We start from the raw sequence: 15,897 nt of genomic DNA, 5'->3' as shown, positions 1-15,897 counted from the left end.
GGCCGCGCCTCGACCTGAGCGAATCCGAACCGGCCAGAACGCCTGAGTTGGCGTAATGGGACATGGACGTTCCGCTCCGCCGCCGAGCCGCGAAACCATCTTTCGGGTGACGATTGTGTCGAATGGGGGAACGCGATTAACACTGCAAGTAACCGCCACCGGCAAGCAAAGACCGGCGAACCCGGGACCACTCGGCATGCGTAGGATGTTCACGGTAATCATCGGCTCGATCGTTCGAGGTGTTAATGACTGGTCCACAATCAACAGCCCTCCCGGCGGTTGCACCGAAGTCCAAACGCCCCATACCCACCCTCGGTGTCGAGGAGGAGTACCTGTTCGTCGACCCGGTGAGCCGGGCCGCGGTTCCCGGTGCCAAAACCGTTCTTCGGCGCATGGGAGACCGGTTCGGAAATCTGGTTGTTCCCGAGTTCACGCAGTTTCAGATCGAGGCCAGAACAAATCCCTGTGTGGACGTGCGAGAACTGGACGCACAACTGCGGGAGCTGCGATCGGCAGTCGCCGAATCCGCCAGGGACGAGGGCCTGCGGCTCGTCGCGGTGGGTTCGCCCATCATCGGGGACGTCGTTCCGCCACCGATCACCGAAGGCGAGCGGTACCGGGACAGCGACCGGTTCTACCGATCGCTCAACGACGAGCAGAGCGTCTGCGCCTGCCACGTTCACGTGCACCTCCCGGAGAAGGAACGGGCGCTGTGGGTGAGCAATCACCTACGTCCATGGCTTCCGGCGCTCATCGCCATGACGGCCAACTCGCCGTACTGGGCGGGACGCGACACCGGTTACGCGAGCTGGCGAGTTCTGTCCCGGAACCGGTGGCCTGTCGCCGGACCGCCGCCGTACTTCGAATCGCTCGACCACTTCGAGGATCTCATCGGAACGTTGCTCACAAGCGGCGTGATGATGGATCGCGGCATGATCTACTGGGACGTTCGGCCGTCGGCCCACGTGCCGACGTTGGAAGTCAGGATCGCGGACATGCCGACCACGGTCTGGGAAACCGTCCTGCTCGCGACAGTGACGCGTGCGCTGATCATGGTCTCGATCGAGGCGGTCGAGCGGGGCGAGCGAGGACCACGGATCTCCACGGAGTTGCTGCGGGCGGCATGTTGGCGCTCGGCCCGCGATGGCCTGGCAGGCGAAGGCATCGACGTGCGTACCGGCAGGCTGCAGCCCGCCACCGCACTGCTCGAGTCCCTTTTCGCACACGTGCGTCCCGCGCTGGAAGACTGTGGCGAGCTCCATCTCGTGAGCACTGGATACAAGCAACTACTCGCCGAGGGCTGCGGAGCCACGCGGCAACAGGCCATCCACGCCCGCGAAGGCGAGTTGACCAGCGTCGTGGACAGCCTGATCGAATCCACCGCGTGAGTAGTCCTGTCGTAGACGTATCGAACACGATCGCCGTGACCAGAGTTCCACGGCCGGCTGCCGAGGTGTGACGGCCGGCCGTGGGAGCGGTTTCGCGCGGAGGTCTTGGGGATATCGCTCGACTTCGGGCGTTGGCGGAGCGTCCATAGTGACATTGCCAGCGACCCCGAATGCGCCCGTTCCGGGCTCCGACCAGGATATCTCCTTTGAACCCCAGCGAGGTGACTCGTGGTCCCGCGCCAACGCGGTGACATCCACATCCTGGCGGAACCAGCGCAGGGCGGCAGTGCTTCACGGAATTAGGTCAACGCCCGACTGTTCCTGCGTGTACCGCGTCGGCGGCGTTGGGCGGGTAGCAGACGGCTGAGGTACTGGGCGAGTCCGCGCGGCATGTCGAGCATGGCGTGGTAGGCAATCACGGGAAGCGCTGTCCTCGCTGGACTCGGCCACGCATTCGAAGTTAACATACGTTGTCCACGAATCCCTTTCTTTCCCACCGTTTTTCCGGCGCCGCGAACGGGTGGGAGTTTTCGATTGTCCGATCCCGACGAAAAAGGATTAGACATGAGGCCGTTGGAACGTGTGCTGCTGGTGAACGCCGGGACCGACGGTGACGTGTCCTCGATTGCGAATGACGGCACGTTCCCCGCGTTGGGGGTGGTTTCGCTCGCAACGGTGCTGCGGCGCGATCACTCGCACCTGGAGGTGATCGCGGTTGACGGGCAGATCACGCTCATGTCGGACATCGAAAATCTCATCGACGAGTTCTCCCCGGGCCTTGTCGCCGTCAGTGCCCTGGGCACGTCCTACCGCAACACGCTTCGCCTGACCGAGTACGCCAAGAACGCCGGGGCGGTGACTGTCGTGGGCAACGACCAGGCCGCGGTGATGGCGCGTCAGATCCTCACCCGCCGCGAGCACGTCGACTATGTCTGCGCGGCCGACGTCGGGGAGTTCGCCTTGTCGGCGCTGGTGTCGGCCCTCAGCGGCGAGGCTCCCCTCGAGGCCGTGCCGGAGCTGCTGTATCGGACAGCCCACGGTGTCGCGTACAACCGGCTGCCGGAGATCCCGCCCGGACCGGCAGGCGGCGCCGGCGGAGCGATGCGGCGGAACGTGCTGGACGCGATCCCGGTGCCGGACCGGTCGCTCATGCCTGCCGAGAACTGGCAGCGGTACCGGCACAACTACCTCGCCCGTTACGGCGGCCTGCATGATGGCGAACCGGTGACCGGGGTGACCACGATCAACCGTGCGCGCGGCTGCGCCCGTGTCAGACATCCCTGCCACTTCTGCGGCATCGCCGACCTCAACCTGCGTTTCTCCTCCGCGGAGATGTTCTGGAGAGATGTTCGCGCCGCCCAGGAACAGGTCGACGCGAACATCTTCTACGAAGCGTTCGACAGCATGAGCAGTTCGCCCCGCTGGATCGAAGCCCTCGTCGACGCCAAACCCGCTGACATCGGCCACCCCCGGTTCTTCGTCTACACGCAGGCTGTCGAGACGACGCCCCGACTCGTCGAGCTCTACCAGCGGCTCGGCGTCTACCGGGTGAACATGGGGCTGGAGTCCGGCGACACGCGAATGCTGAAACTGCTGAAAGGCCCCCGCGACAGTCTGGAGAACAACAAGCGGGCCTGCGGCCTGTTCAAGGAGGCCGCGATGCCGATCTACGGCTCGCTGGTCCTCGGCGGCCCCGGGGAGACCCAGGAAAGCCTCGGCAACACAGTCGAGTTCGCCCGCTGGCTCGTCGACAACGACATGATGGCCGCGCTCGAGGCGCAACCGCTGTACCCCGACCTTGGCGCGCTGACCGGACAATGGCTCATGCATCCGGACAGGGCGCGCGCGGCCGCGCGCGAGAAGGGCTTCGAGATCCTCGACGACGCCCTGCTGGAGGTCATGCCCGCCAAGTACGGGAACACCGACCTCATCGACTTCGACGAGATCTCCATGGACTGGAACCGGATCTTCAGTCATGTGAACTGGGATGAGCTCATCGACGCCACGCACGCGATCCGCGGCTACGCCGACGTCAACGGCACCGTCTCCGGCTCCGCGCGGATCTCCGAGACCATGCTCACCGCCGCGGCAAGCACGGCACCACGATCCACACGACCTGTTGGCGGCGGGGCACTGGCGGGGCTCTAGCCAGGCCAGTGCGAGCCCGGTCCGACCGAGCAGCAGCCGCGACACGGCGGCGGCAGGCCCCGGCCGTAGAGCCGGGCAGTGGCCGGTGCGCCGAGCTTGGTCGCACCGGCGACCTTTTCGTCGCGCACGACCAGCTTCGCGTAATGAGTGACCACCGCTGAAGTCGTCGACTCCACGGCGACATCCTCATAGTCCTACAGGGGCCAGCGGATGTCGATGCGATGTGCCGTCGCGAAAGCCCGCGGTTCGGCGGATTCCCCAGCTGATACCTGAACCGCGGGCCTGCGGGTGGAAGCGTTTGTCGCGGGAGGATCAGCCTTCCGCGATCAGTACCGCGCCGAGACCGACCAGGATGCCGCCGGTAACTCGTTCCATGACCCGCCGCACATGCGGGCGGAGGAGCGTACGTGCCCTGTCGACGAGATATATCAGGGTGGCGAACCAGAGAAGGTCCAGTGCGACGATGGTGACGGACATGATCACCGCGTAGGGCAGCACCGCGGTGCCCGGGTCCAGGAACTGCGGGAAGAGAGCCACGAAGAAAACCGCCAGCTTGGGGTTCGACAGGCTCGTCAGCAGGCCGATCCGCCAGCCACCGAGGCGCGGCCGCGAATTCTCGTCCTGGTTTTCCTCCTGCTCCTCACTCTTGTTCTGACCCCACATCATCACCGACCGCATTCCGAGAACGATGAGAAACACGGCTCCAGCAATTCGCAAGACGTTGTAGGCTACTTCTGACGCGAGAATCAACGACGACACGCCAACCGCGGACAGCACCGCCCAGCAGAGCACGCCGATGCTGTTGCCGATCACCGCGCTGACGGCGGCACGGCGCCCGTCCCTCGCCGTGATTCGAATGATGGCGGCCGTGCCCGGACCAGGGGTAATGGTCACCACCACAGCGATAATGATGAACTCGAGAACTGATCGCATGACGGACACACTATCTGACCCGGTGGAGCGCCGTGCCTGATTTCGAGGAACCCCAGGACGATCTCCCCACCCCGGAACTCCTCACCGGACTGCGGGCATTGGCGCAGGTACCTCTGACCCAGCTGTGGGCGGACCGCGGGCGGGGATCGCGGACCGCGGTGTTCGCCTCGGGTTATCCCGGGTCGCCGCTGGGCCGGTTCGACCAGGAGTTCGCCCGCGTGGCCGCCGGGGAGACCGACGTCGTGCATCTGCCGGGCCACAACGAGGAACTGGCCGCGACCGCGGTCCTGGGCAGCCAGGTGGCCGGTCGGTTCGGGCTGCGTGAGCACGACGGCGTTCTGGGCGTGTGGTACGGCAAGGCGCCCGGGCTCGACCGGGCAGCCGACGCCATCCGGCACGCCCAGTACGCGGGCACGTCGGAATCGGGCGGCGTACTCGCCTACGTCGGTGACGACCCGTCCAACAAGTCGTCCACGCTGCCGAGCTCATCCGCCCAGACGCTCGCCGCGCTCGGGCTGCCGGTCCTCGAACCCGGCACGGTCCAGGAGATCCTCGACCTCGGGTGGCACGGCGTCGCCCTGTCCCGACTGTCCGGACTGTGGACGGCGTTCCGCGTCGTCACCTCGGTCGCCGACGCCGTGGGCACCGCCGTTACGACCCCGGTGACCCCGGTGGCGGTGACGCCGGGACGAGACGGCGCACCGAACCGGCCGTCCGGGCCGACCGGCGTTCTCCTGCCACCGGTGACCACCGCGCTGGAGCAGGAGCTGACCGAGGTTCGGCTGGAACTCGCACGCCACTACCTGGTGGCCAACGACCTCAACCGGGTGGTCGTGGACCCCGCGGACGCGAAGGTCGGGATCATCGCCGTCGGGCGGGCCTACCACGAGACACGGGCCGCGCTGGACATGCTCGGGCTCGACGAGCACGCGCTGCCGCATGCCGGCGTCCGCGTACTGCACGTGCGGATGACGCATCCACTGGACGCGGCCGTGTTCCGGGCCTTCGCCCGCGGGCTCGCCGAAGTCATGGTGGTCGAGGACAAGCGACCGCTGGTCGAGAACTTCGTGCTCCGTGCCCTGCACCGTCAGACCCACCAGCCGGTGGTGACCGGGAAAACCGACGAGGCCGGCCGGCGCCTGCTGCGGGCACACGGCGTGCTCGACGCCGCCTATCTCGTCGGACCGCTGTACGAACGGCTGTCGCGACAGCTCCCTGCCGTCGCCATGCGGCCGCCGCGCCGCGAGCTGCCCCTGACAGTCATCACGGCCGAGCGGACACCTTACGTGTGCTCCGGTTGCCCGCACAGCACCGGCACCAGGGTGCCGGCGGGGAGCCGGGTGGGCACGGCGATCGGCTGCGGCAGCCTCACCCGGGGCCGGGACGAGTCCCTGGTCGGTTCGGTTGGTCTGTCGACCCAGATGGGCGGCGAGGGCGCCGCGTGGCTGGGCATCGCCCCGTTCGTGGCGGACGACCACCTGGTCCAGCACATGGGGGACGGCACGTACCTGCACTCCGGGCAACTCGCGGTGCAGGCCGCGGTCTAGGCCGGCGCACACATCACGTTCACGATCCTGCACAACGCCGCGGTGGCGATGACCGGCGGTCAGGCGACGTCGATGAGCAACGCGCGCCCGGTGGCCGACCTCGCCGCCATCCTGCTCCACCAGGGTGTCTCCCGGGTGATCATCACCACCGAGGACCGGCGCAGGTACCGGCGGGTCCGCCTGCCCGCGGGGGTACAGGTCCGGCGCCGGGAGGACATCGTCCGGGCCCAGGAGCAGCTCCGGGCGACACCCGGTGTCACGGTCCTCATCCACGACCAGGAGTGCGCGGCGGAACGGCGGCGCAGGCGCAAGGCGGAGGGGGTCGCCCCGACGCGCCGGGTCGTGATCAACGAACGCGTGTGCGAAGGGTGCGGCGACTGCGGCGTCGCGTCCAACTGCCTGTCGGTCGAACCGGTGGACACCGAGTTCGGCCGCAAGACCCGCATCGACCAGACCTCGTGCAACGTCGACTACAGCTGCCTGGCCGGGGACTGCCCGGCGTTCATGTCCGTGCGGATCCGGCCCGACCTGAGCGGGGCCGGCACCTACCCCCGGCTCGAGCCCGGCGACCTCGTCGAACCGCCGGGGCGCACGAGCGCCGACGCCACGACGATCCGCCTGTCGGGCATCGGCGGCGCGGGGGTGGTGACGGCCAACCGGATCCTCGCGCAGGCGGCCCAGCTGTCCGGGCTGCACGCCGAAGGCCTCGACCAGACGGGCCTGTCGCAGAAGGCGGGGCCGGTCCAGTCGGACCTGCGGCTGAGCCGGTTCCCGAGCGACCACGACCGCCGTCCGGGCTCGGCCGTGGACCTGCACGTGGTGTTCGACCTGCGGGTCGGGACGAGCCGGCGGGCCCTCACCGGCCTCGACCGGGACCACACCGCGGCCGTCGTGTCGACCTCGCTCGCACCGACGGGGCCGGAGGTCAGCGACGTGCGGGTGACCCCGCCGGCCACCGAGGACCTGCGCACGCGGCTGGCCGGGGCGATCCACCCGAGCCGGATCACGACGGTGGAGGCCACCCACCTGGCCGAGTCCCTGTTCGCCACACGCGTGCCGGCGACCACGATCCTGCTGGGCGTGGCCTACCAGACCGGCGCGCTGCCCGTGCCGGCCGCGGCGATCGAGCGGGCCGTCGAGCGGAACGGGGTGGCGACCGAGCTGAACGTGCTCGCCTTCCGCTGGGGGCGGATGTGGGTGCAGGACCGCGACCGAGTGCTGGCGGTGACCGGACGCCGAACCGAACGGCCCGGTGCCGAGCCGGCGGCGCGGGTCGAACTGCCGGTCGAAGTCTCGCGGGGCGAGCTGGGCCGGGTCGTCGGGCTACGAGCCGCAGACCTCGTCGCGTACCAGGACCGGCGCTACGCCAGCCGGTACCTGGCGACGGTCGTGCTGGCGGCTCGGGCCGAGTACGCGGTGGACGCGGGGTCCACCCGGTTCACGGAGACCGTGGCCAGGTACCTGTACAAGCTGATGGCGTACAAGGACGAGTACGAGGTGGCCCGGCTCCTGCTCCGTGACACGGAGGCGGCCGTCGCCGAGGCCGTGGGTCCCGGGCACCGCGTCGAGTGGCTGCTCCACCCACCGCTGCTCCGCGCCGCGGGCCTGCGTCGCAAGATCAGCCTGGGACGGTGGTCGACACCGCTCCTGGTGGCGTTGCACGCGGCCAGGCGGCTCCGCGGACGAGCACTGGACCCCTTCGGGCACACGGCCGTCCGGCGCACCGAGCGCCAGCTCGTCACCGAGTACGAGCGGCTCGTCGAGGTCGTGTGCCGCCGGCTGGCGGACATCGACCTCGACCAGGCCACGCGCCTGGCCGCGCTGCCCGACGTCGTCCGCGGGTACGAGGACGTCAAGGCCCGCAACGTCGAGCACTACCACCGCGAGCTGACCACCCTGTGCCGTGAGCTCGGCATACCCCGCTGACCGTCAGGAACTCGTCCTGGCGATCAGCTCCGCCAGCGCGGCGGGAGTCGGCGCGGTGAACAGGTCCGGGAGCGACAGGTCGACCCCGTAGACCGAACGGATCCCGGCGCACAGCCGGACGCCGAACAGCGAATGGCCGCCGAGGTCGGCGAAGTCGTCGTGCACGCCGATCGGTGTGATGCCCAGCAGACGCTGCCACTGGTCGACCAGCTCGCGTTCCACGTCGTTCCTCGGCGCCACATACCCGGTCGCGAGCGACGGCCGGGAGTGCGCGCCTCCGGTGGCGGGGCCGGCGACCTCGCTGTCCAACAGGCGCGTGGTCGCGGCCAATTCGGCCATGATCACTTCGACCGGTCGTCGGGTGACGATGACCTGGGGCGAGAGGTCACGCGACAGGACCCGGGTGAACGCCGCCACGCCGTCGTCCGGGCTCAGGCCCGCGTCCAGATCGACCGCGAGTCCCGCCGGCGCCCGTGCGGGACCCGCCACCTCGTAGCCGACCACGTCCACCGCGGACCCGTCGGCGAGCGCGGCCAGGCGGGCGCCCAGGTCGTCCGGCCGCTTCATGACCAGGCCTTCGACCACGACGAGCTGGTCGCCCGCGTCGTCCACGATCGTCACGTCGTAGGTGGCGGTCTCGGCGCGGTCGGCCGGGTGCGTCCGCACGCGCACCTGGCTGGTGAACTCCGCGGGCAGTCGCCCGTACACGCGGATCGAGTCGTAGCTCAGCGGTACCCGGAAGGTCGGGTCGACGTACAGGTTCGCCGTGCCGGTCGCCACGTCCAGCAGTGCCGGGTGGACGCACAGCCGAGGCAGGTCGGACCGGTGCGCCTGCGCCAGGCTGATGCGCGCGAACGTGCCATCGCCGGTGACGCGGAGTTCGGCGAGGCACTGCGACCGCGGGCCCAGCGTCAGCGGTCCCTCATGGACCGGCCGCGCTACCAGCGCACCCGCGACGGCCAGCGGGGTCCGCGCCGCGGGCGCGACGTCGAGGACGACGCGGCACGAGGCGTGCGTGATCCACCGCGGCGCCGTCCTCGGCGCGGAGTTGCGGCCGACGAACGTCAGGCGGTAACCGCTCTCCTCCGGCTCCAGCACGAGGTGCACCCGTCGGGTCGCTCCCACCGGCACGACGATCGGCGTCAGGAAGACGACGTCCCGCACCTCCACCGGCAACGAGTGACCGAGGTCCCGGACGGCGCCGAACACCATCTCCAGGTAGCCGGTGCCCGCGAGCACGGGGTGGCCGTGCATCCGGTGCTCGTCCAGCAGCCAGTGACGGGCCGGGGAGAGCTCGGTCGTGTACAGGACACGCCCGTCCGCCAGATCCTGGCGGGTGTCGAGCAACGGGTGGCCGGCCACCCGCAGCACCGGGCGGTCCGGGTCGGCCAGCGTGTCGTCGCGGGCGGCCGCGTCGACGACCATGCCGACCTCCCGCCAGCCGTCCCAGTTCACCGACACCGTCATCGACGAGTCGGTGCGGACCCGCTGGGCGTAGGCGTCCAGGACGGCGTTCGCGGCGCAGTAGTCGACCTGGCCGACCGAGCCGAACACGCCGACCGTCGACGAGCACAGCACGAGGAAGTCGAGCGAGCGCCCGTCCAGGACCTCGTCGAGCACGGCGACACCGCGCGCCTTCGCCGCCAGCACCGCACCCGCCGACCCGGCGTCCTTGAGCTGCGCGAGGCCTTCCGCGAACGTGCCCGCCGCGTGGACCACACCGTTGACCGGACCGAACCGTTCCTCGGCGAGCTTCAGCGCGCGGCGCACGTCGTCCACCTCGGACACGTCGGCACGCACGGCCAGCACCTCGGCACCCCGCGCCTCGAGCTCGCGGACGGCGTTGATCCGCGAGCTGACGCGGTCGGTCGCCGCGTGCGTGGCGAGCCAGTCGTCCCACTCGTCCGCGGCCGGCAGCGTACTCCGGCCGAGCAACACCAGACGTGCCCCGACGCTGTCGGCCAGGAAGCCCGCCAGGGTCGACCCGACTCCGCCGAACCCGCCGACGACGAGGTACACGCCGCGCTCGCGCAGCAGGGGAACCCTCCCGTCCGGACCGTCCACACGCACCGGTCGCAGCTCCTGCTGCCAGCGTTGCCGCCCGCGGTAGGCCACCACCTGCTGACCTGCCGGGGTGGCGAGCTCGTCGACGAGGCACTCGGCCACCATGGCCGCGCTCACCCCGCCCGTCAGCACGTCCACGCAGCGGGTCGTCCACTCCGGATGCTCGAGCGGCAGGACCCGGCACGGACCGAGCACCGCCGCGTTGCCGGGGCTCACCGGGTCGGCACCCGTCACCTGGAAGATCCCGCTGGTGACGACCGCGAGCTGGACCTGCCTCGCGACCGCGTGCCTGGCCAGGCGGCGCCCGATGTCCAGCAGCCCGAAGAACCCGTCCGCCAGCGCCTGGTCGGTCGTGCCCAGATCCGCCAGGCGGTCCGGCCGCCGGACGGTGGCGAGGTGCACGATCGTGTCGGGCAGGCGGTCCGCGGCGGCCAGTTGGTCCAGCAGGACGCCGACCCCGTCGACGCCGGTGATGAGCACCTCCTGCCTCAGCCGCGTCAGCTGATCGACCAGCTCCTTGCCGACACCGCACTCGTCGGCGACCACGAGCCACCGCCCACCCGGCGAGTACCTTGCCCTGGGCGGTCGGGGTGTGGAGACCCACGCGGGTGCCGTGAACCACGCTGACGGGTCGGTTCGCGGCGCCGGATCCGCCTGTCGCACCCGCTGGTGTTCCTGCGGCGGCTCGATCCAGTGCCGCTGGCGTTGGAAGGGATACGTCGGCAGGGGAACCCGTCGCCGGCGCGTCGCGCGACCCGTTCGCGACAGGTCCACGCCGGCGCCCACGAGCCACAGCCTCGCCGCGGCGGACAGCACGCTCGCGGTCTCCGGCCGGCCGTCGAACTGGCCGGGCATCGACGCGACCGCGATCCGGTCGCCCGCCCCGTCCCGGGGCAGCGCCTGCATCGCCGCGCTGGTCATCGCCTGACCCGGTCCCACCTCGAGCAACACGCGATCCGGAGTGCGCCAGAGCAGGTCGAGAGCTCGGGTGAACCGGACCGGCTCGACGAGATGCCTGGCCCAGTAGTCGCAGTCCACCGCCTCGGCGTCGGTGATCCACTCCCCGGTCACGTTCGACAGGTAGGGCACGGCGGGCGGTGTGCGCTCGAGGCCTGCCACCAGCTCACGCATTCCGCTGGCGGCACCGGCGAGCAGCGGGCAGTGGAACGCTTGGCTGGTCCGCAGCGTCCTGGTGACAACGCCGTCCTCGGCGAGCCGGTCGGCCAGGGATCGCACGGCCCCGACGGCTCCGGACACGACGGACAGTGACGGGGCCTCCTCGGCGGCCATCCACACCTCGTCCGACAGCAGTTCCGCGACCCGGTCCGACGGCAGCGGAACGGCGAGCATCGCCCCGGCCGGCGCCTGCTCGATGAGCCGGGCCCGCTCGACCACCAGTGTCAACGCGTCCGGCAGGCGGAACACCCCGGCCAGCGCCGCGGCCGTGAGCTCGCCGAGGCTGTAGCCGAGCATGCTGTCCAGTCGCACGCCCCACGACATCCAGAGCCGGGCGAGCGCGTACTCGAACGTGAACGTCACCGAGTGCGCGAGAACAGTGCGGATGAGCGGATCGTCGTCCTGTTCGACGGTGTCCCGGCTCAGCATCGCCCGCAGGTCCGGCCCACGCCGCGGTCCGGGACGATCCGCGAACATCAGGGTGCGCACGTCCGCGTCCAGTAGCGGCCGGATGAGTTCGGCGGCCTCGTCGACGTGCTCGCGGAACACCGGCTGCTGCTCGTAGAGCACCCGCCCCATGCCGGTGCGCTGGTCGCCGACCCCGGGGAACACGAACGTGACCGGTCGAGGGGCGTCGGCGGCGCGCCCGACCAGGAAGCGACCGGGCGTGTGCTCGCGCAGCACTTCCGCCGCATCGGCCCGGTCGCGGGCGACGACGGCGCCACGGTGCTCGAACTCGCGCCGGCCCGTGCGCAGCGTGTGCGCGGCGTCGGCGAGGTCCGGCTCGGCACGGGTCCCGAGGAACTCGCCCAGCCGCACCGCCTGCTCCGCCAGCGCCGCCTCGGCGCGGGCCGAAAGCGTGATGACCTCCCAGCGCGGCTCGGCCGGCGCCGGCACCGACGCTGGTGCCTGCTCGACGACGACGTGTGCGTTGGCGCCACCGAGACCGAAGGAGCTGACCCCGGCACGCAGGGGAGCGTGTCCGGTCCACTCGGTCAGGGTGTCGTTGACCCGGAAGGGCGAGGACTCGAAGTCGATCTCCGGATTCGGTTCGGTGTAGTTCACGCTCGGCGGGATCTGCCGGTGCCGCAGGGCGAGCACGGTCTTGATCAGACCAGCCACCCCCGCGGCCGCGTGTGTGTGCCCGATGTTGCCCTTGACCGAGCCGAGCCGGCAGAACCCGGTGGCGTCGCTGTCCATCCGGAACGCCCGGGTGAGCGCGGCGACCTCGATCGGGTCGCCGAGCCGGGTCGCGCTGCCGTGTGCCTCGACGTAGCCGATCTCTTCCGGCCGGACCCCGGCGGCCAGTTGTGCCGAACGGATCACCCGCGCCTGGCCCGACACGCCGGGCGCGGTGTAGCCCGCCCGGCGCGCGCCGTCGTTGTTGATGGCGCTGCCGAGCAACACGGCGTGCACCGTGTCCCCGCCGGCGAGGGCGTCCTCGAGCCTGCGCAGCACCACGACACCGCCGCCGCTGCTGCTCACCGCCCCGCGCGCGCCAGCGTCGAACGGCCGGCAGTGCCCGTCCGGGGAGAAGATCCCGCCCGGTTCGTACAGGTAGCCGGAGCGCTGTGCGGCGTACACGTTGACCCCGCCCGCCAGCGCCAGGTCGCAGTCGCCCGCGAGCAGCGCCTGGCTCGCGAGGTGCACGGCGACCAGCGACGTCGAGCACGCCGTCTGCACGGTGAACGCCGGACCTTCCAGACCGAACTTGTACGCCGCCCGGGTGGCCAGGTAGTCCTTCTCGTTGCCGATCTTCGTCGCGAACGGGCCGAGCGAGCGCACCAGCGGGGAGTCCTGGGTGAGGCGTGCACCGTAGCCGTTCTCGTGCGCCCCCGCGTACACGCCGATCTGACCGTCGAACCGGTCCGGACTGTGGCCGCCGTGCTCCAGCGCGGTCCACGCCAGCTCCAGGAACACCCGGTGCTGCGGGTCCATGACGGCCGCCTCCGACGGCGGGATGTCGAAGAAGGCGGCGTCGAACAGCTCCGCGTCGGGCAGGGTGCCCCGCGCCTTCACGTAGTCCGGCCGGCCCAGCAGTTCGTCGGGCACCCCGGCCGCACGCAGGTCCTGATCCTCGAAGAACGTGATCGACTCGACGCCGTCGCGCAGGTTGGTCCAGTACTCGTCCGCGTCGGCCGCCCCTGGGAAGCGGCACGCCAGTCCCACCACCGCGATCTCGAAGCCGGAACGCGTCATCGCGCGTCCTTCCCGCCACGCAACCGGGCCAACCGGCCTCGACCGGCCCGCACGTTGTCGGCCCGCACGTTGTCGGCGTCTACCCGGTCCTGCAGGAACTCGGCGAACGCCGTGACGGTGGGGAATGCGAAGACGTCCACTGTGGACACCTGGGCTCCGGTGCGTGCGGCGACCAGCTCGCACAACCGCGCCGCCGCCAGCGAGTCGCCGCCGAGGTCGAAGAAGTTGTCGCGGGCACCAACGCGGTCGACGCCGAGCACCTGCCGCCAGATCGCCACCAGCTCCGCCTGGGTCTCGCCGACCGGCGCGCTGAACCGCGCGGCGGGCAGGGGGATCTGCTCGTGCAACCGCAACCGTTGCACCTTGCCGTTCGGGGCCTTCGGGATGTCGTCGACGATGACCACCCTGCTCGGCACCATCGCGCGGCGCAGCCGCGCCATGGCGAACCGCCGGACGTCGCCCTCGGTGAGCGCGGCGCCCGGCTCGGGGACCACGGCGACCACGAGGTCCTCGCCGAGCGTGGGGTGCGGCACGGGGAACGCGACCGCTTGTGCGACGCCGGGGCAGGCCTGGACGACCTGGTCCGTCTCGAAGGGCGAGACGGTGACCCCACCCCGGTTCACGATCTCCTTCGTCCGGCCGGCGAGGAAGAGGTAGCCGTCCTCGTCGCGGCGGCCGAGGTCACCGGTGTGGAACCAGCCGTCCGCACCGGCCTGCCCACGCGCCACGGCCCGCCCGCGGACCGCGACCTCGCCGACCTGTCCCGGCGGCAGGGGCCGGCCCTCCTCGTCGAGCACGGCGATCTCGCAACCGATCGGCAGCCCGACCGACCCCGGCTTGCGCCCGGCCGGCGGCAGCGGGTTGCTGGCGACCACGGAGGTCGTCTCGGTCATCCCGTACGCCTCGATCACCGGTGCCCGGAAGGTCTCCTCGATCAGGCGCGAGACCCGTTCGGGCAGCGGAGCGGACGCGGACCTCACGAACCGCAGCCGGACGCCGTCGAGGTCCCGCGCGTCCCGCAGGATCGCCTGGTGGACCGTGGGGACCGCCGAGTACCAGCTCGGCTGGAACGTCCGCAGCGCGGCCAGGAACCGCCCGGACTCGAACCTCGGCAGACACACCACCTCACCGCCGGCGCTCAGCGTGGCGAGCAGCGGGGTGAGCAGCGCGTGCGCGTGGAACAGCGGAAGGGCGTTGAGGCAGCGGTCCTCCTCGGTGAGCGCCAGACCCGCCGCGATGTTGCGCGCCGACAGGACCACACCGGTCTGCTGGAGCGGCACCACCTTCCGGTGGCCCGTCGTGCCGGAGGTATGGAGCACCAACGCGTCGTCGTCGCCCTCGGGCAGTTCACGCACCACGGGCGAGCGCGCGCCGTGGACGAGTCGCGGCGGCTCTCCCCCGCTTGTCGCGAGGAGCGCGAGCCCCAGGGACTCGGCCGCCTCGACCGCGCCCGCGGGCGCCTCGAGGTCCACGACGACGGCACGGGCTCCGGCAGCCTTCAGATACCCGGCCAACTCCTCGACCCCGCAGGACGAATCGAGCGGCACCGCGACCGCGCCATGCATGACCGACACCAGGACCGCGGCCATGTCGGCCCCGCCCGGCAGCGCGAGCGCGACGCGGTCACCCCGGCCGAACCCGGCCCAGTGAAGCGTTTCGGTGGTGTCCGCGGCGCGGCCGGCCAGCTCGCCGTAGGTCACCGTCGTGCCGTCCGGTGCGGTGATGGCGGGCCGGTTCGGCCGTTCCGCGGCCTGTCGGGCGAGTAGCTCCGCGACCGTGATGTCGCTCACCGGACCTCCAGGCTCAGGTAGTCGGGCACCGGACGGGCGTGGGTGGCGGCGGGCGGCAGTTCCAGGACGACCTCGTCGCCGTCGCGGTGGACCTCCTCGAAACCCAGGAAGCGGTAGGCGATGTACATCATCCTGTTGCGACCGTTCTCCACGAAGTCACCGCGGAGGGTCGCTCCCGTCCGTCTCGCCAGGTCGATGATGTGGCCGAGCAGCACGCTGCCCACCCCCCGGGACACCACCCGGCAGGACATCAGCAGCAACCGCAGTGTCCAGACCCGCTGCCCGCGGTCGACGACCGCGAGCCCGATGGTCCCGTAGCTGCCGAACCTGTCGTCCAGCCCGGCCATCAGCACGAGGTGGTCGTCCCGCTCACACAGGTCCAGCAGCTCGTCGTACGAGTAGGTCCGGCCGGTCGAGTTGAGCTGATGGGTCCGGACGGTCAGCTCCTCGGCCCGGCGCAGGTCCTCGGCCTGCGCCGGCCAGATCCGGAAGGTCATGCCCAGGGTGGCGAGGAAGTCCTCGCTGGTGCCGGCGAACTCCTCCGCCACGACCGCACGCCGGATGTCGGCGCGGTAGAGGTGGCGCCGGAGCCTGGACTCGTCGGTCACGAACCGGGGGTGGAACTCGGGGCGCTCCGCCACCGCCTCGGCGATCTCGTCGACGCCGACCGTCAGCACCTGGGGCTGCGCGTAGGCCACCTCGGCCAACTCGAAGGGCTGGTCGTCG

The 15,897-nt window shown here is 70.8% G+C and carries 8 protein-coding genes; 4 read left to right on the top strand and 4 right to left on the bottom strand.

What is annotated here, in order from left to right:
• The first annotated feature begins 245 nt into the window (after positions 1 to 245).
• A complete protein-coding gene (locus ACJ73U_RS04890; RefSeq protein WP_407776308.1) occupies positions 246 to 1,388 on the top strand; it encodes a glutamate--cysteine ligase in 1,143 nt (380 codons plus the stop codon).
• Positions 1,389 to 1,952: 564 nt separating this feature from the next.
• Positions 1,953 to 3,536: a B12-binding domain-containing radical SAM protein gene (locus ACJ73U_RS04885; RefSeq protein ID WP_407776307.1), complete on the top strand. Its 1,584-nt coding sequence runs from the start codon at positions 1,953 to 1,955 to the stop codon at positions 3,534 to 3,536.
• A gap of 312 nt (positions 3,537 to 3,848) precedes the next feature.
• Here ACJ73U_RS04885 and ACJ73U_RS04880 read toward each other — a convergent pair whose 3' ends face one another.
• The gene (locus ACJ73U_RS04880; RefSeq protein WP_407776306.1) at positions 3,849 to 4,469 is read right to left on the bottom strand and encodes a LysE family translocator; all 621 of its coding nucleotides are present in this window, start codon (positions 4,467 to 4,469) and stop codon (positions 3,849 to 3,851) included.
• A gap of 32 nt (positions 4,470 to 4,501) precedes the next feature.
• Here ACJ73U_RS04880 and ACJ73U_RS04875 point away from each other — a divergent pair, with 32 nt between their 5' ends.
• Together ACJ73U_RS04875 and ACJ73U_RS04870 are read left to right on the top strand one after the other, a co-directional pair.
• Positions 4,502 to 6,016, top strand: coding sequence for a hypothetical protein (locus tag ACJ73U_RS04875; protein ID WP_407776305.1), 1,515 nt, complete (start codon positions 4,502 to 4,504; stop codon positions 6,014 to 6,016).
• A gap of 72 nt (positions 6,017 to 6,088) precedes the next feature.
• Positions 6,089 to 7,942, top strand: a complete 1,854-nt coding sequence (locus ACJ73U_RS04870; protein WP_407776304.1) for a DUF6537 domain-containing protein — start codon at positions 6,089 to 6,091, stop codon at positions 7,940 to 7,942.
• A 3-nt stretch (positions 7,943 to 7,945) separates the two neighbouring features.
• Here the strand turns inward: ACJ73U_RS04870 and ACJ73U_RS04865 are convergent, their stop codons facing one another.
• The 3 genes from ACJ73U_RS04865 to ACJ73U_RS04855 form a co-directional block, all read right to left on the bottom strand.
• Complete coding sequence (locus ACJ73U_RS04865) at positions 7,946 to 13,381, bottom strand: SDR family NAD(P)-dependent oxidoreductase (protein WP_407776303.1); 5,436 nt, start codon at positions 13,379 to 13,381, stop codon at positions 7,946 to 7,948.
• The gene (locus ACJ73U_RS04860; RefSeq protein WP_407776302.1) at positions 13,378 to 15,171 is read right to left on the bottom strand and encodes a non-ribosomal peptide synthetase; all 1,794 of its coding nucleotides are present in this window, start codon (positions 15,169 to 15,171) and stop codon (positions 13,378 to 13,380) included. Before ACJ73U_RS04860 ends, ACJ73U_RS04865 begins: the two co-directional genes overlap by 4 nt.
• The coding region (locus ACJ73U_RS04855; RefSeq protein ID WP_407776301.1) for a hypothetical protein at positions 15,168 to 15,897 on the bottom strand (730 nt) is incomplete at its 5' end. The genes ACJ73U_RS04860 and ACJ73U_RS04855, both read right to left, overlap by 4 nt.

Source organism: Actinophytocola sp., assembly GCF_045807065.1.
Classification (GTDB): Bacteria; Actinomycetota; Actinomycetes; order Mycobacteriales; family Pseudonocardiaceae; genus Actinophytocola.
This window is presented reverse-complemented; position numbering and strand designations above follow the sequence as displayed.